The following is a 19774-nucleotide window of genomic DNA, read 5'->3' as shown; positions in this document are numbered from 1 at the left end:
AAGCAGTAGCCAACCAATCGATCTTCACAAGTTCGATGCCGAGTACAACTAGAAGAAAGAAAATCATACTTTCTGAAAAATAATGTGAGAAAATCTTACAATAAATTTCCCGATCAGAAATGGGATTGATTGATGAATGAAAAATGGTGAAATATTCATTTGAATGCTTCGCATCACCACCATTTGCACTCTTTATAAAGACCTTTAAGCCTTCTTGTTTATAAGAAATGTGCATGATATAAATTGAATTTCTGTAAATAAATCTCACTCATACTCTTTGTTCAGAAAAATATGTGATATAAAATAACATTATTATGGAAATATTATGAATATTAACATATAATAAAAATAAGTGTAACGAGCTTAAAGGAGGGGATAACCGTGACTATAAAAAGTGAATCCTACAAAGATAAAAAAGTGATTTCCATTGGTACTGTTAGTGAGATCACAGGATTGTCGGAACGGCAAATTCGTTATTATGAGGAACGGAAATTGATATTTCCTTATCGTACAAAGAAAGGAACAAGAAAATATTCATTCAGCGATGTGGAACGCCTGATGGAGATCGCTGAGATGATCGAAGAAGGAGTTCAGACATTTGAAATTCGAAAAAAGATATTAAAAAAAGAAAAAGAAGCCGTCCGAGAAAAAATGATTCGCGGACAATTAAATGCAAGATTCGGTGTTCTGAGAATGCCGTAACTCGATGAAAAAGTGCCATGTTCGTAATGGCATTACATCTCAACAGTCAAGTTTAATCTAATATTCATTTCTCTAACAATGTATTATTTGTCATCGCCCATTCCTCTTTTGTAGAGCATCATAGGTTCGCTTGCCGTTTCAAAAGTAAACTGCCTTCAAAAATACAATAAGGTGATCAGATCAGGTGTTATGTTCGTCTTTTGTGCTTGTTATGCTATCATTGTGGGAATTTTTGGGTGAAAAAACAAGAATATTGCGAATGATTGCAAATTAAAAATGCAGGCGTGACAAAAAGGCGGAAAATAAGCCGACTATATGGAGGAATGGCTTAGCCTTATAAAACTGTCACGCCTCGCAAAGAATAGGAGACAGTCCAGAATGATTTTGACAAAAGGTTTTGTCCATTCAAACACGTTCATGAATCCTGCTAAAAATTGATCCCCATTCGATTAAGAGAATATAGATACAATAAATGATGAAAACATTTTTTGTTTACCTTTTTATCATTACTTTTCCATACAAAATAGACTGGAACCACGGCTCAGCACTCTTGCGAATCGTCCTTTTTAAACAGTACACCACTCTCCTGCAAATTTTCACAACTTCGCTTTATATTGAATATTGTCAAGTAATAAAAGGGGAGCGTTCAAAGTCGTGCCGGCAGACGGATGTGAAAATTTTTATAGATCATCTGATATTTAAATGAATACGGAGACAGAGGATAAAGTATCCTTGATGTTAAGTGGGTATACCCACGGGAAATAAATTGGGTGATTGGGTTTAGGATAGTACTGAAAAGGAAAATGTGGAGGTAAAAATTCGATCATTTTGATCGGCAACGGCTTGGACATGATTTCTTTGAGGTTGGGATATCAGGCAGATACATATTTATTGATGAACTCCAAAGGAAAAAAGTGTTTCTTAAAGCGAAGTGATAAAGCCTTTCTGACACCATCTTTGCTGCCTAACATAATATACTCATAAGAGTTCACACTCAGGGGGCAGCCATGTGATGAATATAGAGCGATTGTCAAAAAATACGGTTAAACTATCGATATCCTTTGAAGAATTGCATGAAAAAGGATTCGCTAAGAAGCAGATGGTGGAAGAGGATGCTTTTTTTTGGCATGAACTGTTTGAAGAATTGATTGAAGAAATTGAAAAGCGTTACCATTTTGCGTATGATGGTCCGGTGGCTATTGAGATCCATACTTTAACGGAGGAAGAAGTAACACTCATATTTACACTTGACTTTTTGGATAATGACGATCATACAAATGATGCCATTGAAGAGTTGCATGCTGGATGGAAACGAGAGTTCACGCCTTTTTCCATTTATAAATGTACGGATTTTGAAGAGATTATCCAGCTTGCTCAGCGTATAGCAAAAATGAGAATGGTGATTCCTTCGAGGATTTTTTGGAAAGATCCCTTTTATTATGTGGCGGTCGACTATTCTCAAGAAGGGATGAAAAAAAATCTGGAGCCTGTTATTTTGGAATATGCAGAGAGATCTCGTCTCACGATTCATTATTTGGAGGAATACGGAAAAATAATTTTTTCCAATAAAGGGATTGAAAACGTCTATAAATTATTTCCGGGATAAAAAAGAGTCTTACCAAAAGGCTCTTTTTATAAGCCTGTTTTTATTTTCTGTTTTATTCGGCTTTTTCCATGTGGCGATGATTCATGTTTTGTAAAATGACCGGGATCTATTCAAAACATATGATGGAAATGAGGTACATATTCCCTGCGAACGGGAAGATGAAATTCCAATGGCCGCTTTTTGATCCGAAATCCCAGATTTTTGATTGCATTTCAAGGATTCTAGTGTATACTATGACGTGAATTGTAGCGTGAGAATGGGAAGATGGATAGGACAAAATGGATTAAAAGAGCCATTTTGCATTTTTGCTGCTTTTGAAACGAATGAAACGAAAAAAAGCAATACATAAATTTCCAGTAAAATAAAGTGGTGAACGGAACGACCGTGCGACGTGCAATCCTTAAGGAACTGTTTTCTTGCACGAAGGTAAGCCGCAGTGACAAATTGCCAATGATTTAATGTTTTTCATTCGTCATCACAATATTGATTGAAATGCGGGTAAAACATTGGATTTACCGGGATTTTGTATATGACGGGAGCGAAAATAGACAAATACTTTTCGATTGTTTGGAATATATGAAATGTTTTAAAGGATCCGAACGAAAGAAACGTCTGAATGGACTTTTATCAGCAGTACCGCTTCTTTGTTGTACGGTAGGAGAAAGGGTGGAACGGAATGTTGAAGGAAGAATGCATCATTATTGGAGGAGGGCCATGCGGTTTGGCGGCAGCCATCTCGTTAAAAGAAACAGGAAAAAACCCACTCATTATTGAAAAAGGAAATATTGTGGATACGATTTATCGTTTTCCCACTCATCAAACTTTTTTCAGTTCAAGCGATAAACTGGCAATTGGCGATGTTCCTTTTATAACGGTGGAACGGAAACCAAAAAGAAACGATGCCTTAACGTATTATCGTGAAGTGGTGAAAAGAAAACAGCTTCGCATCCATCGTTTCGAAGAAGTAAAAGACGTAACGAAACAATCGAACGGTACCTTTTTCGTCAAAACGACAAAAGAAGTGTATGAAACTCCATATGTAGTTGTCGCAACTGGCTATTACGACCATCCCAATTATATGAATATACCAGGAGAAGAATTGGACAAAGTCTATCATTATTTCAAAGAAGCTCATCCGTTTTTTGACACTGATGTCGTCGTGATCGGCGGCAAAAATTCGGCTGTTGATGCTGCATTGGAGCTGCATAAATCAGGAGCGAGAGTGACGGTTTTATACAGAGGAAAACAATATTCGGAAAGTATAAAACCGTGGATTTTGCCAGAATTTGATTCCTTGATACGTCATGGAGAAATTGTGATGGAATTCAACGCCCATGTGAAAGAGATCAAGCAAAACTCAGTTCTATATACGGTTGGAAGTATTGATAAAGAAATCGCAAATGATTTTGTATTCGCCATGACCGGGTATCATCCTGACCATGAATTCATCAGCAAAATGGGAGTGGAGATTATACCGGAAACAGGAAGGCCAAACTATAATCCCGATACGATGGAAACGAATGTTGAAGGGATCTTTATCGCAGGCGTGATTGCTGCCGGGAACAATGCCAATGAAATTTTTATAGAAAATGGCCGTTTTCATGGCGAACTCATAGCGGCGGCGATTGCAGAAAAAGAACAAGCAAGCTAAACAATGCGACCATCTGCTAGTTTCATAGAATGAAAAGGACAAATGGTATCATTGGTTTCATTTGTCCTTTTGCTGTTTCCTGAAATGAAAAGACATGGTCATTCTACATAGGAATGTACTTGACTATTTCCGTTGGACATTCGACTTTCATTGATGATTCGGGACACAGTACCCTATAAAATAGGGATTACTGCAAAACCGAATGGCGATGAAATCTTAAAGTGTTTGCAAAATCATTCTCCTAAATCGTAAGATGTGAAAATGCCCTCGCCAGATTGTATTGTTTAAAAAGGTTCTTTTCTTGTTGATCCATGCTGGATGAATTGTGCGACCCACATTATTTCTAATTTTAAAAAAATTGCAAAAAACATCTTTAAACAACAAAATGAGTATGATAGTATAAAAAAAAACATTTTTATAACCAGGTCATCAGATGACCAGTTAACCTGTAATGATGAGTCAAAGTAAACAAGGGGGGAGGACATAAAAAAGCAAGAAGTTATAACGTTATTATCAGCAAAAAAATAAGAATATTCTTATTTGATATGAACAAAGGAAAGGGAGAGAATGATGGAGAAAAGTATGTGGAGAGTTTTAATTGCAAGCATAGTTGGCAGTGCCATTGAATGGTTTGATTATTTTTTATACGGAACCGTGGCATCGCTAGTTTTTAATCAGCTCTTTTTTGTCAGCAAAAGCCCCACGATCGGTTTATTATTCGCCTATACTTCATTTGCTTTAGCGTTTTTTCTAAGACCTGTTGGCGGGATTATCTTTAGCCATATAGGAGATAAACTCGGGAGAAAGAAAACGTTGGTCTTAACGCTTAGCTTGATGGGGATTTCAACATTTGGCATGGGGATACTGCCCACCTATCAAGTGATTGGAATATGGGCTCCTATCTTTTTAACTTGCTTACGATTTATACAAGGTTTAGCGCTTGGCGGAGAGTGGGGAGGATCCGTTTTATTAGCCGTGGAATATGCTCCAAAAGATAAAAGAGGATTGTTTGGCAGTGTTCCACAAATGGGTATTTCAGTAGGGTTGATATTAGGCACGCTAGCCCTTTCAGTAATGACGCTGCTGCCGGAAAAAGATTTTATGTCATGGGGATGGCGCGTTCCTTTCTTATTAAGTGCGATATTAGTTATTTTAGGGTTATGGATTAGAAAAGGAATTGAAGAGACCCCATCCTTTAAGAAAGCCCAAGAAAAAGGAGAAGTTTCCAAAATCCCATTAGTGGATACTCTTCGCTATCATTGGAAAGAAGTATTCATTGCAATGGGTACTAAAGTAGTGGAAACGGCACCATTTTATATATTTGGTACGTTTGTTGTTTCTTATGCCACTGCCAATTTACATTTTAGTAAAACGTCTGCTTTAACCGCTGTTCTTATTGGTTCAGTCACTGCCACTATTTTAGCTCCTTTCATTGGAATGTTGTCTGATCGCATTGGACGTAAACCGATTTACGTTAGTGGAATTGTTTTGACTATTTTGTATGCGTTTCCATATTTTTGGTTGCTTCAACAAAAATCTGTAGCGCTATTAATTATCGCAACGGTCATCGGTCTCGGTGTGATTTGGGGATCGATTAATGCTGTCCAAGGCACGTTGTTTTCAGAGATCTTTACAGCAAAAATAAGATATACAGGCATTTCGTTAGGCTATCAACTAGGAGCGGCAATTGCAGGGGGGACAGCACCATTAGTGGCAACCGCTTTATTAGCTGAATTTCATCAATCATATGTACCAGTTGCTCTTTATATCATTTTGGCTGCATTGATCAGTTCGATTGCTATATGGACAGTGAAAGACAGATCGAATCAAGAGATAGATAAAGAACTGCAGTTTGATGCTCGTTCGAAGATATCTAAGATCGAAGGTTGAGGAATGGATATTTAGATCTGTCTGTGAATGAATCGAGATGTTGAGATATATTTCGGAAATGATTCGTCGGCAGAATCTCTTCATGATCCATGGCTTTTACGCTTAAAATAAAATATGAATAATAGATAAGCGACTCAACCGCTTTGTTCAAAATGGAAAACGCCATAACAAACAGGGGCTCCCTATATGGGAACCCCTATGACAATATTATGGGCGTTATTGTAAATTTTGCTGAGAAATTTGAGTGAGTGCCTCTCCAGCTTTTTCATTCGATTTTTCGCTGACGGATAGGTCGCCAAGAGCAACCATGCCGACAATTTGACCGTTTTCTACGACTGGAAGACGGCGGATTTGGTGTTGTGCCATTAATTGAGCCGCTTCTTCAACAGAAGCGTCAGGACTGACTGAAACGACATTATGAGTCATGACTTGCTCTACATTTTTGTTGGCATTGTCATCAGCTACCGCACGGATAGTTACATCGCGGTCCGTAATCATTCCAGTTACTTGGCCGTTTTCTACGACTGGAAGGGCACCGATATTCAATTGTTTCATTTTAGAGGCCACTGTTTGCAAGGAATCTTGACTAGAGCAGCTTTCAATATTGGATGACATGATATCACGCACTTTCATGACATTTCCTCCTTTAATGGTGTAGTGCATACATAGTATTTGCTGCGTATTCAAACCTATTCAAAGAATTCTTTCCTTGCGGCCTGACTCTGACTCCGTTGATTACAATTGAAACATTTCTTCAATTTTTTGAACATCTTTCGTAATGGACAAAGTGATAAGCAATTTGATCCGGGCTTTTTGGCCGTTCAGACCATTCGAGAAAATAACGCCCAAATCTTTTAATTGTTTCCCTCCACCTTCATAGGCATACACATCCTCAGCAATTCCGTTGAAGCATCTAGAAACAAGAACGACCGGAATTCCCGCTTCCACAAGGCTTTTAATTCCGGGAACGGTAGCAGGAGGTACATTGCCTTGTCCGAGCGCTTCAATGACCACGCCATCATAATTTAAGTCTTTTAACGCATAAAACAAACTCGAATCCATGCCGGAATGAATTTTAAGTAATCCGATTTTCGGAGAAATGTCCAAAATCGGATAATGTTCCCTGGAAACGGGCGTATGATGAAAAAGAACCGCTCTTTTCGTGACGATGCCGATCGGACCGTATTGAGGACTTTGAAAAGTTGAAACATTGCTTGCATGAGTTTTGGTAACGTTTTTGGCGGCATGAATCTCATCATTTAGGACGACCAATACTCCTTTGTCTTTTGCCTCCTCGCATGACGCCACTTTAATGGAAGAAATCAGATTGTATAGTCCGTCTGCCCCGATTTCATTGCTTGACCGCATGGCTCCGGTGAACACAATGGGAATAGAAGTTTGGACGGTAAGGTCCAGAAAATAGGCCGTTTCTTCCAGCGTATCTGTTCCGTGGGTGATCACAACCCCTTCAATCATCGAATGTTCTTTCAGCTTCTCTTCAATCAAGCGTTTCAGTTCATACATTTCTTTTGTCGTAATATGAGGAGATGGAAGTTGAAATGGTTCTTCGGTGATGATATTGGCATATTGGTTCAATATTTTTTCAGCTTCTGTCAAGGGATTTTTTTGCCGAGGAAGAACATTTCCTGTCTTCTTATCTTCTTGCATGGAAATGGTTCCTCCGGTATGAATGACTAATATCGTTTTTTTCAACCGAAAAACCTCCTACCTGCAATTTTTTAAATAGAAAATCATTTCATTTCTTTTCTTTACATGATAAATTTAACATGAAACTAAACAGATAGAAATGAGGACCATGTATGCTTACTGTTTTATCCGCCGGAATTGCTCCCGGTCTAGCGCTCCTCTGTTATTTTTATTTAAAAGACCAATTTGAAACAGAACCTTTACTGATGGTCTTGAAAATGTTTATTTACGGCGGCTTTTTAACCTTGCCCGTCATGTTTATTCAATATGTGTTTTCCGCGGAAGGAATCGTTCATTCTGACTTTTTGCAAGCTTTTTTCTCATCGGGAATGATTGAAGAATTGTTTAAGTGGCTTGTTTTATTTTATGCCATATACGGACATGCAGAGTTTGATGAGCCATATGATGGCATTGTGTATGCAACTAGTGTGTCATTAGGGTTTGCCACTGTAGAAAATATTTTATATTTGATCGCAAATGGAGTTGAGTTTGCTTTTTCGAGAGCTTTGCTTCCGGTTTCCAGCCATGCTCTTTTTGGAGTCATAATGGGCTATTATTTGGGAAAATCGAAATTTTCCAGCCCCGGGAAAAAACGAACAGGTTTGTTTCTTTCTTTGTTTTTGCCTTTCGTACTTCATGGGCTTTACGATTATATATTATTTTTAAAGGAGACATGGATGTATGTCATCATACCGTTCATGCTGTTTTTATGGTGGCTCGGTCTCAAAAAAGTTAAAGATGCTCGCATTGTGACAGAACATTATAAAAAAGGTCTGTTGTCAAAATAGACTCCTCTTGTTTTGAGTGAGAAATAAGATGAATGGCATAAAAAGGCGATACGCGGTGTATCGTTCTTTTTTTTGTCTTTTTAGAGGCTGCTTTTTTCCGGAAAAGGATCTGAAAAACGATTCAAGTGAAAAATGAGTTCAGGATAGTCGGAAAGATTTCCTTGTCATCTCAATATGGAAAGATTTGAAACTCTTTCTAGTTTTTGTTGTTGGAAGTTTGGAATAAAAAGACAATGATAACGAAAAATAGGGTTAATGTTAAAACAGGGTTTGGAGGTTTGCGACATGAAAAGTTGGAGATGGATCCTTTTAATGGGTCGGATGATGGTTATTTTAAGTTTCATTATTTTTTTCCCTTGTCAAAATCTTAGAGCAAATGCTTTTTCCAACCAGGTCATTCAAAGAGGAGCATTTGGTGATGATGTGATCGAACTTCAAGCACGGCTTCAATATATTGGATATTACCGTGGAAAAATTGATGGAGTTTTCGGGTGGGGAACTTATTGGGCGGTAAGAAATTTTCAAAATGCATTTGGTCTGCCGGTCGACGGATTGGTGGGTGATGCAACGAAACAAAAACTTGTAAAAGCTTCCAAATACGATGAAAACTATGTGAAAGAACAAATTTACAAAGGAAAAAATTTTACCTATTACGGGGGAACCGAGCAAACGAAAAATAGTGGCAGCGGCCAAATAAAACCTACTGCAGCAAACACTCCGCCTGGTTTTTCTCAAAATGATATTCAACTGATGGCAAACGCGGTGTATGGCGAGGCGAGAGGAGAGCCTTATGAAGGACAAGTAGCAGTCGCTGCTGTCATTTTAAACCGTCTGGAACATCCGTCTTTTCCAAAAACGATTTCCGGTATCATTTTCGAACCTGGAGCTTTCACCGCCGTTTCAGACGGACAAATATGGCTGACTCCAAATGAGACAGCCAAAAGAGCTGTACTGGATGCGATTAATGGATGGGATCCAAGCGATGGAGCGATTTATTATTTCAATCCGGCCACGGCTACGAGCAAATGGATTTGGTCGCGTCCGCAAATCAAGCAAATTGGTAAACATATTTTCTGTCGGTAAAGGGGTGGAAAAATGATCAGATACATTTTAGTTGTCATCTTGACATTGGGACTTGCCGGAACGGTTCTTTGGGGATACCAAGAGCATAAAGAAAAAAACGCTGTGTTGATCAACGCCGAAAATAATTATCAACGAGCTTTTCATGATTTGACGTACCAAGTAGACATGCTCCATGACAAAATTGGAGCCACGTTGGCCATGAATTCACAGAAACAGTTATCGCCTGCTTTGGCGGATGTGTGGAGGTTGACTTCTGAAGCTCATACCGACGTTGGACAACTGCCGCTTTCTTTGCTTCCGTTTAATAAAACCGAAGAATTTCTATCCAACATAGGAAACTTCAGCTATCGAACAGCGATCCGCGATTTGAATAAGCAGCCTCTTTCAGAACAAGAGTACAGTCAATTGAAAAAGTTATATAAACAGTCGGCCGACATTCAAAATGAACTGCGTCAAGTCCAGCACATGGTATTGAAAAACAATCTTCGCTGGATGGACGTCGAAATGGCGCTTGCAAATGGCAAAGAAGCCTCCGACAATACGATTATTGACGGTTTTAAGACCGTTGAGAAAACAGTAGGGGGATATGGAGAAGAAGATGTCAACGGCGTGGCTTCTATTTCGACAAGAGCGAAAAAGCCGCAATTCGATCAGCTTCCGGGAAAAGAAATTTCCAGAAAAGAGGCTGTCCAGATTGCCAAATCGTTTTCTCCTTCTTCAAACATATCGAATGTGAAAGTAACCAAAAACGGGGATGGTTCGGAATTTGGATTTTATAGCGTTTCTTTTAAAAGCGACGGAGCTGAAGGCACTATGGATGTAACGAAAAAAGGCGGTTATCCGATTTGGTATATGGTGAACAGAGACGTGGCGAATCAAAAACTGAGTTTAAATGAAGCTTATTTAACAGCCCAAAGATTTTTAAAAAAACATCACTTTCAAAATCTGGAGGGAGTGGACAGCGCTCAGTATGATCATATCGGGGTGTTCACTTTCGTTTCCAACCAAAATGGAGTAAGGATCTATCCGGAAGCAGTGAAAATCAAAGTGGCCCTTGATAATGGCGAGGTGATGGGGCTAGTCGCTTCCGACTATTTAAATCATCATCATAAGCGACAACTTCCAAAGCCGAAACTATCAGTCAGCGATGCGAAAAAAATGATTCATAGCAATGTGAAAATTGAAGAGAGCCGCCTTGCCGTGATTAACAATGATTTGGATGAAGAAGTGCTGTGCTATGAATTTTTGGGAACGCTTGATCAAGATACGTACCGCATTTATATTAATGCTGAAACAGGAGACGAAGAGAAAGTGGAAAAATTAGAAAACGCAGAACCTATTTACAATGATGTTCTATAAATGAAACGAGATTTTCTTTATCAGTCGTTGAAGTCGGCATTCCGCATTTCCTTATAGATTCCTCATCTTTTTCATGGCATAATAAAGATGGATTTTTGAGGAAACAGGTGATGGAATGTTGGAAATCGGGTCAATATTAACGCTGAAGACGGTCGATGAAAATGAAGAACTTTATAAATGCCGGGTAGTCGATAAAGGCCCCGGTATACTTTACGTTGATTATCCAGTCCATTTGGAGACAAATAAATCTCGCTTTTTTATGGACGGAACAACGTTCAAAGTTACGTTTATTGCGGAAAAAAATTCAGTCTATACTTTTCAGACAACGGTGATCGGAAAAGAAATAAAACAAATCCCGACCATGGTCATACAAGATCCGGGCGAAGAAAAATATATACGGATTCAACGGCGTCGGTTCGTTCGGGTGGAAACCTCTGTAGATGTCTCGATTTCGAAAGAGGGGAGCGATGAAGTTTTTGCCACCATTACAAAGGACATAAGCGCAGGAGGGGCCGCTGTAATCATTCCTAAACATCTGGATTTGAAGCAGAAAGAACAATTGAATATATTGATGGTGTTGCCAATGCAGTCCGGTGAATTTCATTATTTAAAATTAAAAGGTGAAATCGTTAGAGTTTCGGATGAAGGCCATAATTCCATTGCTTATATTCAATTTTCCGATACGACTGCTTTTGAGCGCCAGCTTTTGCTCCGCTTTAGTTTTGAAAGACAGTTATTATTAAGAAAAAAAGGTCTGCTCGAATAGTGATATTCTAATGTTGTTGAATATGGACTGGATGCGCGGCAGCAATGATGAAAAATGACTTTCAAAATGCTTTTCATCCTCGCTGTGAATTCAAAACAAATGGTGGTTCACCTTCGATAGTTCGAAGGAGGAAAATGGAAAAAACATTTTTGTTTTTATTGTGAAACGTTTGGAGAAGTTGCCAGCCTTCGGAATACTGCTGGAGAGTGCCTCATTATATCCCCCGTTTGCCCCAAAAGTAAAAGAATCTCCCGGCGAAGCATTCTTTTTCTCTTCGCACCGGGAGATTCTTTTGTTGGCGATTGGACACGAATGTTGGACGAATTAACATTAGTGTATAAAGAAAAGTAAGCTTTAAGAGAAAGAGTTCGCTTGCTTTTGTGTTATGTTTTGCTTTGACTTTACATCTTTTTCAATTCATACTTTATAACATCGTTATGATAAAATAGACTTGACTGATTGTGAGAAGGTGAAAATATGGTGAAAGAGATTCAAATTGCAATTGACGGGCCGGCAGCTGCCGGAAAAAGCACCGTCGCGAAATTGGTTGCTAAAAAGTTATCATACCTATACATAGATACAGGAGCGATGTATAGAGCTCTTACATATAAGGCGCTAAAGTTAGGAGCGGATCTGGAAGATGAACAAGCTTTAGCGGAGATTTTAAACAATACTAATATCGAACTTATCCAAGGGAATGCAGCACAACACGTTTTATTAGACGGAACGGATGTTACGGACGAAATACGATCTCACGAAGTGACAAAACATGTCTCCACTGTTTCCAAGCATCCATTAGTCAGAAAAGAAATGGTGGAAAGGCAGAGGGAATTAGCCCAAAAAGGCGGAATCGTCATGGATGGAAGAGACATTGGCACTCATGTGCTTCCAAACGCCGAAGTCAAGATTTTTTTAGTGGCCACTGTTGAGGAACGGGCTAAAAGACGACATCAAGAAAATTTAGCAAAAGGATTTGAATCGGATCTAGCCCAATTAATGAAAGAAATTGCTTTGCGCGATAAGATGGATTCAGAAAGAGAGGCCTCTCCTTTAAAAAAAGCGGATGACGCAATCGAATTAGATACGACTTCCTTGTCCATTGAGGAAGTGGTAGACCATATCATGGAGCTTGTAAAAGAAAGGGTTCGATTGAAGTGACGTTTTATGCGTTTGCAAAGCGGATCGTATCTCCTATCTTAAAAAAAATGTATAGAGTGGAAGTTAAAGGATTGGAACACTTTCCTGAACAAGGAGGTGTTCTCCTTTGTTCCAATCATATAGATAATATGGACCCTCCTATTTTAGGAGTAACTTGTCCACGCCCCATTTCCTTTATGGCAAAAGCTGAACTTTTCAATGTACCGATTCTAAGCGGCATCATTAAAAAGCTCAATGCTTTCCCTGTAAAAAGAGGAGGAAACGACAGAGAAGCGTTGCGAACGGGTTTGAAAGTACTTAAGGAAGGAAAAGTTCTAGGTCTGTTTCCGGAGGGAACCCGCTCTAAGACAGGCAAATTAGGAAAAGGTCTGGCCGGAGCCGGTTATTTTGCCTTGAGGACAAATGCTCAAGTCATTCCTTGTGCCATCATTGGCAGCTATAGAATATTTCAAAAAGTAAAAGTGATTTACGGGAAACCGATTGATATGTCGGAATTGCGAGAAAAAAAAGCATCTCCTGAAGAGGCGACAAATCTGATCATGACGCATATTCAGCAGCTTTTAAATGAAAATCGCTAATGCGAGATGCTTGACAAATGACAGCATTTGTTAGAAGTTAGTAAAAAGAGGTTTTTTTTCATTTTTTCGCAGTCTCGTATTAAGGAGGAGTACTTTATGACAGAGGATTTGAATAGTCTCGAAATTTCCCCGTTGAATGTGGGAGACAAAGTAAAAGGAACGGTTATAAAAGTTGAAGACAAACAAGTGCAAGTAGAAATTGAAAACAGTAAAAAAGACGGTATTATTCCTATTAGCGAGCTGTCAAGTTTACACATAGAAAAAGCATCGGATGCAGTAAATGTAGGAGATACGCTTGAATTAGTAATTACGAAAGAAGAAGATGATCTGTATGTTCTTTCGAAACGGAAAGTGGATGCAGAAAAGGCTTGGGATTTGATGCGTAAGCGCTTTGAAAACGGCGAAATATTTGAAGCCGAAGTAAAAGAAGTTGTAAAAGGCGGCCTCGTGGTTGACTTAGGCGTACGCGGGTTTGTTCCGGCGTCGTTGGTAGAAGATTATTATGTAGAAGATTTTGAAGACTACAAAGGAAAAACACTGACTTTCAAAATTGTAGAGTTGGACGAAGAAAAAAATAGGCTGATTCTTTCCCATAGGGCAGTGGTGGAAGAAGAAAAACAAAAAGCGAAGAAAAAACTTTTGGATGAAATTCAGCCTGGTGACGTACTGGAAGGAAAAGTACAAAGGCTGACGGACTTTGGAGCGTTTGTCGATATAGGTGGAGTGGACGGTCTTGTTCATATTTCGCAATTATCGCATGAACATGTAGAAAAACCTTCTGATGTGGTAAAAGAAGGCGAGATTGTCAAAGTAAAAGTACTCTCTGTCGATAGAGACAATGAACGCATTTCATTGTCCATTAAAGAAACCATTCCGGGACCTTGGGAAAATATTGCAGAAAAAGCACCTGTCGGCTCCGTTTTAAAAGGAACCGTTAAACGCCTTGTTTCTTATGGCGCTTTTGTCGAAGTTTTCCCTGGGGTGGAAGGTCTCGTCCATATTTCGCAAATTTCCCATAAACATATTGGCACGCCGCATGAAGTTTTAAGCGAAGGCCAAGAAGTGGAAGTAAAAGTGTTGGATGTAAATGAAAAAGAAAAACGTCTTTCTTTAAGCATAAAAGAATTAGAAAATGAACCTGTCGATACAAATGATTCTTTTGAATTGCCGGAAGAATCGAAAGGTTTCCAGTTGGGTGAAGTAATCGGCGACCAACTAAAAGGTCTTAAATAATTCCTATTGCTCGAAGGAAAAGGGGATGCCCAAAAGTCAGAAAAATGACTGAGGGGCATCCCCTTTTTTATGTAAATCTCGGGATCGCAATCCACTCGTTTTCCGCGGACGATCCGCAAGTCTTTTCTTTCGCTCCTCGCCCGGCTCGCTTCCCCGCAACAGTCTCCCACATTTTTCGACCGTCACAGTAAAAAGCAACTTTGACAAATGCCAAAAACTCGGCTTGCCCATTCATTCGTTCGTTCGGTCATATTAAAGGCAATCAGTCATTCCGCAAATTTTCTTTGCAAAAGCTGCATCGAATTCGGGCTGCTCTGTCATCTCTTATCACTTTTTGAAACAGGAGGAAGAAAACAGCCTGATTCAAAAAGAAAGTTCCGAATAGAAAAAACCCGACGAGAAAATTTTATCTCGTTGCCGGATAGGTCAGAATTCGTTCATCTTCTGTTCATGAGGATAAAAAGAAACAATTCCTTCCGTTCCAAGAAAACGCATTCGTTCGCATTGGACGATCATCATTTCGAATAATTCGATTTTCCAATAGATTGGAAATCGGAAAGCGAGGCTTTTGATGAATCCTGGCCTGGCTTTTACCATTAAGAAATGTTATCTTTGTTGTTTTCTCTATCTCTCCCCTCCTTAGTATGAAGGAAATGACGAAAACCGTGAACTTTTCCAATGAATGAAATTCATAATCCTTTCCCATAATGGTAACAATAGGAGGGCAAATGATGGAGTACATAATTTTTTTATCCGTATGCTGGGGTATATGGATAACGGCTACCTTTCTTATGGATAAATCTCATCCTCTACGGTTGAAAATAAGCATTATGAGCTTGCTGCTTTGTATTGGAGCGGGAAAATTTATCACAATCGATCATGCTGAAGTATCGTTTTCTTATCTTTTACTGACAGCGATTGGATGTTTCGCCATTCGACAATATCCATTCATACAACTGTTTTCATTATGTATATCCGCGTTGATGACCGCTATGGTATTCGCGGGGATAAAGCTTTTTGAAATGTATGAAAGGGCCTGGTTTTTAGTCGACGTCAAATGGTATATTGTGATCCTTGTTCTGCTCATTCAATTTGCGATCTATCCTAAGCCTCGACTTTGGAAAAATAGAATGATCTCTGTTTATATGGGGTTTTTAGCGGGAGAATGGTTATTGTTTAAGGTCCTTAGCCAAGCATCCTTGCCTTATAAAATAGGGGATAGCTGGTTTTTAGACTTTTTTTCTTTTTCCATGCTAATCATGGTTGGCATCCATGAATTACGGATTCTCAAATCTATATTCCACGTAAAATCTTTGCCAGTAAAGGAGAAGCAAACTTATGAATGAGTATGTGCATCCAGTGATATTCGGTGTGGTTGCCGGAACATTAACCAGGATTTACATGTTAAAAACAGATTACCGTCAGTATCCGACCTATCTGCACGGAAAAATTATTCATATTTCCATGGGATTTATTGCTTCAGCCTTAGGTTCAGTCGCGATACCGGCGATTATGGAAAAAGATTTTACAGCTATTACATTCTTATCGTTAGCTGCTCAACAATTTCGTGATGTTCGGAATATGGAGCGGAATACGTTGACAACCATCGACCAATTAGAACTAGTGCCAAGGGGCGCTACTTATATCGAAGGAATTGCTGTTGCTTTCGAAAGCAGAAATTACCTCGTGATTTTAACTTCATTTACTACAACGCTTTTGTATATTCTCTTTCACTTTTATGTCGCACTCATCGGTGCTTTTGTATGCTTGTTGATTTCAAGAAAATTAATGGCTGGCGGAAAACTGGGCGATATCGTTCATATTGAATACGTTGAGCCGCATGTGAAAGGAGCAGGCTTGTATGTGGGAGATATTTATATTATGAATATAGGACTTCCTGAAAGGCAAAAGGAAGTATTGAAATACGGCATGGGATTTATTTTGACGCCAAAAAATTTTAATGCGCGCACTACGATTGCCAACCTCGGACAGAGACAAGCGATATTACACGATATTTCCACCGCTATGGGAGTCATCCGGGATTCCGGAACGCCAGCGTTAGTTCCGTTGGCTAAAAGGGATCTGAATAACGGCCAAGTGGCTGTTTTTGTGTTGCCGCAAGAAAAAAACAAGGAAAAAGCCATCCGTATTTTAAAAGAGGTCCCGACACTTGAAAACGCGATTCGAATGCCGAGTGAGTCAAATGCCATTCAAAAGGGGGATCGGCAAAAATGACAATGATGATTGAAAATTTCATTTTGGCCGCCGTGACCACGAATCCCAAAAAAGTTCCGTCCGGCACGACTGTTTTTCACTGCGAGGATCAAAAGGAGATGGAAGTCATCGCCACGAATTTAGAGGCTATATTGGATGGAATCGCCCACCAGCTGACCGAAGAGATATTTATTATCGTGAGGCATTAGATTCTATTCGCCATTGCTAGTTTTGTGCATTATTGCTAAAATGGTGAAGTTGAACCCTTCTTTTTCGGAAGGGTTTTGTTCTTAATTGATAAAAAATCGACAGACTCGACGGGAGTCTTCCTTCCAGCTGTGCTTTCTCTTAAAATGGACATGTCTTTAGATTGAATTATGGACAAAAAATGAATGGAATATTTTCTATAACCACTGTGAAAGGATGATATAAATGGCAAAACCGGTTGTAGCGATCGTGGGGAGGCCAAATGTGGGGAAATCCACTATTTTCAACCGTATTGTTGGGGAAAGAATCTCAATAGTGGAAGATGTTCCGGGTGTTACTAGAGACCGGATTTACAGCTCTGCTGAATGGCTGACTCATGAATTTAATATTATTGACACCGGCGGGATTGAGATCGGTGATGAACCTTTTCTTGAACAAATTCGCCAGCAAGCGGAAATCGCCATTGATGAGGCGGATGTCATCATCTTTTTGACCAATGGACGGGAAGGGGTTACAGCAGCTGATGAAGAAGTGGCTAAAATTTTGTATCGTTCCAATAAACCGGTTGTGTTGGCTGTCAATAAGATCGATAATCCGGATATGAGGGATGTAATTTACGATTTCTATGCTCTTGGTTTTGGAGAGCCATTTCCTATTTCCGGCGCCCATGGTCTTGGACTTGGAGACTTGCTGGATGAAGTGGTGAAACGTTTTCCGAAGTCTTCTCAGCAAGAGTACGATGATGATGTGATTAAATTTTGCTTAATCGGCCGGCCAAATGTAGGAAAATCTTCTTTAGTCAATGCTATTTTAGGGGAAGAAAGAGTGATTGTGAGCGATGTCGCCGGCACCACTAGGGATGCGGTGGACTCTCCTTATACGTATAACGGTCAAAAGTACGTGATTATCGATACAGCCGGCATGAAGAAAAAAGGAAAAGTATATGAATCAACGGAGAAATACAGCGTGCTGCGTGCTCTTAGAGCAATTGAACGTTCAGACGTTGTATTAGTCGTGTTGAATGCAGAAGAAGGGATAAGAGAGCAAGATAAGAAGATTGCCGGCTATGCTCATGAAGCGGGAAGAGGAATTGTGATCGTCGTAAATAAATGGGATGCGGTTGAAAAAGACGAGAAAACGATGAATGAATTTGAAAAAAAGATACGCAGTCATTTCTTATTTTTGGATTATGCGCCGATCGTATTTGTGTCAGCTAAAACAAAGAAACGTCTTCATACGCTTCTTCCCGTTATAAACATGGTGAGTGAAAACCATGCGATGCGCGTTCAATCCAGCGTGCTCAATGATGTCATAATGGATGCCGTGGCGATGAATCCTACTCCTACTGAGAATCAACGGCGGCTAAAAATATTTTACGCGACTCAAGTGGCAGTCAAACCGCCGACTATTGTTATCTTCGTCAATGATCCTGAATTAATGCATTTTTCATATGAACGTTTTTTAGAGAATCGGATCAGAGATGCATTTGGATTTGAAGGAACGCCTATTAAAATCATTGCGAGATCTCGGAAATAACCAAAAGTAGGTGAAAAGCATGAATGAGACGAATATTGACACGATTACCGTTATCGGTGCAGGCAGTTGGGGAACCGCTTTGAGCATGGTACTTGCGGATAATGGATGCCATGTACGGCTTTGGGGTCATAATCCACAACAAATCATGGAAATCAATGAACATCATACGAATAAAAAATATTTGCCGAATGTCATATTGCCCGAAAACATAAAAGGATTCGCCTCCATGGAAGAAGCGCTGAACGGTGTTGAATTGATTGTATTGGCAGTGCCGACAAAGGCGATTCGAGAAGTTGTCAGACAAATGGTCGAGGTTTTAAAAAAGCCGATTACTCTCGTCCATGTCAGTAAAGGGATTGAGCCCGATACGCTTATGAGAATTTCGGAAATGATTGAAGAAGAAATGCCTTCTTGTTTGTTAACGGATCTTATCGTCTTGTCAGGACCGAGTCACGCAGAAGAAGTAAGCCAGCGTCAGCCGACGACTGTGACGGTTTCTTCAAAAAATATAAAAGCAGCCGAGAAAATCCAAAAACTGTTTATGAATCAGCATTTCCGTGTTTATACGAACCCGGATATGATCGGCGTAGAAATTGGAGGAGCGCTAAAAAATGTCATTGCGCTTGCAGCAGGTATTTCGGATGGTTTAGGGTACGGAGATAATGCCAAAGCGGCTCTTATCACGCGAGGGCTAGCTGAAATAGCCCGTCTGGGAACAAAAATGGGGGCCAATCCTTTAACTTTTTCCGGGTTGGCCGGGCTCGGTGATTTAATTGTTACATGTACAAGCGTCCACTCGCGAAATTGGCGGGCAGGGAATTTGCTTGGAAAAGGAAAAAATTTAAACGAAGTGCTCGAAAACATGGGAATGGTGGTAGAAGGGGTAAGAACAACCAAAGCGGCTTATCAATTATCTCAAAATTATAATGTGAAAATGCCTATTACAACTGCCCTTTATCAAGTACTTTTTCATAACTATGACCCGAAAAAAGCTGTGGATGAATTGATGACCAGAATGAGAACTCATGAAATGGAAGACTTGTCCGGTATTTTAGATGCAAGAATGAATGAGTAATGTGTTTTGGTTTTTGCCCCAACGTGCAAATCGAACGAAACCATTACGCGGCGATAAAAGGATTAAGCGGGAAACTTCAATAGGTTGTTGCCACTCTCGTTTCATTTGAAAAAAGATACCGAGACTTGTCGGCAAAAAAAGCGGAAATTCAAGAGAATTTATGATCATTTGGGCTTTAGAAGGATGCACATCTAGTTTCTACTCATACGATACTATGAGAA

The 19774-nt window shown here is 39.6% G+C and carries 18 protein-coding genes; 16 read left to right on the top strand and 2 right to left on the bottom strand.

From position 1 onward, the window contains the following. The first annotated feature begins 381 nt into the window (after positions 1 to 381). From NST12_RS10085 to NST12_RS10070, 4 genes are all read left to right on the top strand, one after another. Positions 382 to 702, top strand: a complete 321-nt coding sequence (locus NST12_RS10085; protein WP_082142306.1) for a MerR family transcriptional regulator — start codon at positions 382 to 384, stop codon at positions 700 to 702. Between the two features lie 1012 nt (positions 703 to 1714). After that, positions 1715 to 2308, top strand: coding sequence for an adaptor protein MecA (locus NST12_RS10080; RefSeq protein ID WP_048623589.1), 594 nt, complete (start codon positions 1715 to 1717; stop codon positions 2306 to 2308). Positions 2309 to 2984: 676 nt separating this feature from the next. Then, positions 2985 to 3959: a YpdA family putative bacillithiol disulfide reductase gene (locus NST12_RS10075; RefSeq protein ID WP_048623588.1), complete on the top strand. Its 975-nt coding sequence runs from the start codon at positions 2985 to 2987 to the stop codon at positions 3957 to 3959. A 567-nt stretch (positions 3960 to 4526) separates the two neighbouring features. Then, positions 4527 to 5849 carry an MFS transporter gene (locus NST12_RS10070; RefSeq protein ID WP_445662329.1) on the top strand — a complete coding sequence of 441 codons (1323 nt, stop codon included), beginning with the start codon at positions 4527 to 4529 and terminating at the stop codon, positions 5847 to 5849. Between the two features lie 216 nt (positions 5850 to 6065). Here NST12_RS10070 and NST12_RS10065 read toward each other — a convergent pair whose 3' ends face one another. Then, positions 6066 to 6482 (bottom strand): CBS domain-containing protein, encoded by a 417-nt coding sequence (locus NST12_RS10065; RefSeq protein WP_048623585.1) that lies wholly within the window; start codon positions 6480 to 6482, stop codon positions 6066 to 6068. Between the two features lie 102 nt (positions 6483 to 6584). Beyond that, positions 6585 to 7562: an asparaginase gene (locus tag NST12_RS10060; protein WP_341101109.1), complete on the bottom strand. Its 978-nt coding sequence runs from the start codon at positions 7560 to 7562 to the stop codon at positions 6585 to 6587. Between the two features lie 107 nt (positions 7563 to 7669). Here NST12_RS10060 and prsW point away from each other — a divergent pair, with 107 nt between their 5' ends. The 12 genes from prsW to NST12_RS10000 all read left to right on the top strand — a co-directional run bounded on the left by prsW (position 7670) and on the right by NST12_RS10000 (position 19553). Continuing rightward, the gene (gene prsW / locus NST12_RS10055) at positions 7670 to 8344 is read left to right on the top strand and encodes a glutamic-type intramembrane protease PrsW (protein ID WP_327802824.1); all 675 of its coding nucleotides are present in this window, start codon (positions 7670 to 7672) and stop codon (positions 8342 to 8344) included. Positions 8345 to 8665: 321 nt separating this feature from the next. Beyond that, a complete protein-coding gene (sleB, locus tag NST12_RS10050; protein WP_341102195.1) occupies positions 8666 to 9427 on the top strand; it encodes a spore cortex-lytic enzyme in 762 nt (253 codons plus the stop codon). 12 nt (positions 9428 to 9439) lie between these two features. Next, on the top strand, positions 9440 to 10786 hold the full coding sequence (gene ypeB, locus NST12_RS10045) for a germination protein YpeB (RefSeq protein ID WP_327796619.1): 1347 nt from the start codon (positions 9440 to 9442) through the stop codon (positions 10784 to 10786). A 118-nt stretch (positions 10787 to 10904) separates the two neighbouring features. Next, complete coding sequence (locus NST12_RS10040; RefSeq protein ID WP_327796618.1) at positions 10905 to 11552, top strand: flagellar brake protein; 648 nt, start codon at positions 10905 to 10907, stop codon at positions 11550 to 11552. A gap of 477 nt (positions 11553 to 12029) precedes the next feature. Beyond that, complete coding sequence (gene cmk, locus NST12_RS10035; RefSeq protein ID WP_003355164.1) at positions 12030 to 12710, top strand: (d)CMP kinase; 681 nt, start codon at positions 12030 to 12032, stop codon at positions 12708 to 12710. After that, positions 12707 to 13288 (top strand): lysophospholipid acyltransferase family protein, encoded by a 582-nt coding sequence (locus NST12_RS10030; RefSeq protein ID WP_003355163.1) that lies wholly within the window; start codon positions 12707 to 12709, stop codon positions 13286 to 13288. Before cmk ends, NST12_RS10030 begins: the two co-directional genes overlap by 4 nt. Positions 13289 to 13384: 96 nt before the next feature. After that, positions 13385 to 14521, top strand: coding sequence for a 30S ribosomal protein S1 (gene rpsA, locus NST12_RS10025; RefSeq protein ID WP_003355162.1), 1137 nt, complete (start codon positions 13385 to 13387; stop codon positions 14519 to 14521). A gap of 731 nt (positions 14522 to 15252) precedes the next feature. Further along, positions 15253 to 15867, top strand: coding sequence for a YphA family membrane protein (locus tag NST12_RS10020; RefSeq protein WP_327824236.1), 615 nt, complete (start codon positions 15253 to 15255; stop codon positions 15865 to 15867). Further along, a complete protein-coding gene (locus NST12_RS10015) occupies positions 15860 to 16756 on the top strand; it encodes a YIEGIA family protein (protein ID WP_327796616.1) in 897 nt (298 codons plus the stop codon). The genes NST12_RS10020 and NST12_RS10015 overlap by 8 nt, the downstream gene beginning before the upstream one ends. A 2-nt stretch (positions 16757 to 16758) precedes the next feature. Then, a complete protein-coding gene (locus NST12_RS10010; protein ID WP_040341891.1) occupies positions 16759 to 16944 on the top strand; it encodes a capping complex subunit for YIEGIA in 186 nt (61 codons plus the stop codon). A gap of 223 nt (positions 16945 to 17167) precedes the next feature. Then, a complete protein-coding gene (gene der, locus NST12_RS10005; protein WP_048623578.1) occupies positions 17168 to 18478 on the top strand; it encodes a ribosome biogenesis GTPase Der in 1311 nt (436 codons plus the stop codon). Positions 18479 to 18497: 19 nt separating this feature from the next. Then, a complete protein-coding gene (locus NST12_RS10000; RefSeq protein WP_341029890.1) occupies positions 18498 to 19553 on the top strand; it encodes an NAD(P)H-dependent glycerol-3-phosphate dehydrogenase in 1056 nt (351 codons plus the stop codon). Positions 19554 to 19774 lie beyond the last annotated feature (221 nt).

The sequence above is a fragment of the Bacillus sp. FSL W8-1127 genome (genome assembly GCF_038006725.1).
In the GTDB taxonomy this organism is placed as follows: Bacteria; Bacillota; Bacilli; order Bacillales; family DSM-4216; genus Bacillus_O; species Bacillus_O smithii.
The sequence above is the reverse complement of the archived record's forward strand: the minus strand, read 5'-3'. Positions and strand labels throughout refer to the sequence as shown.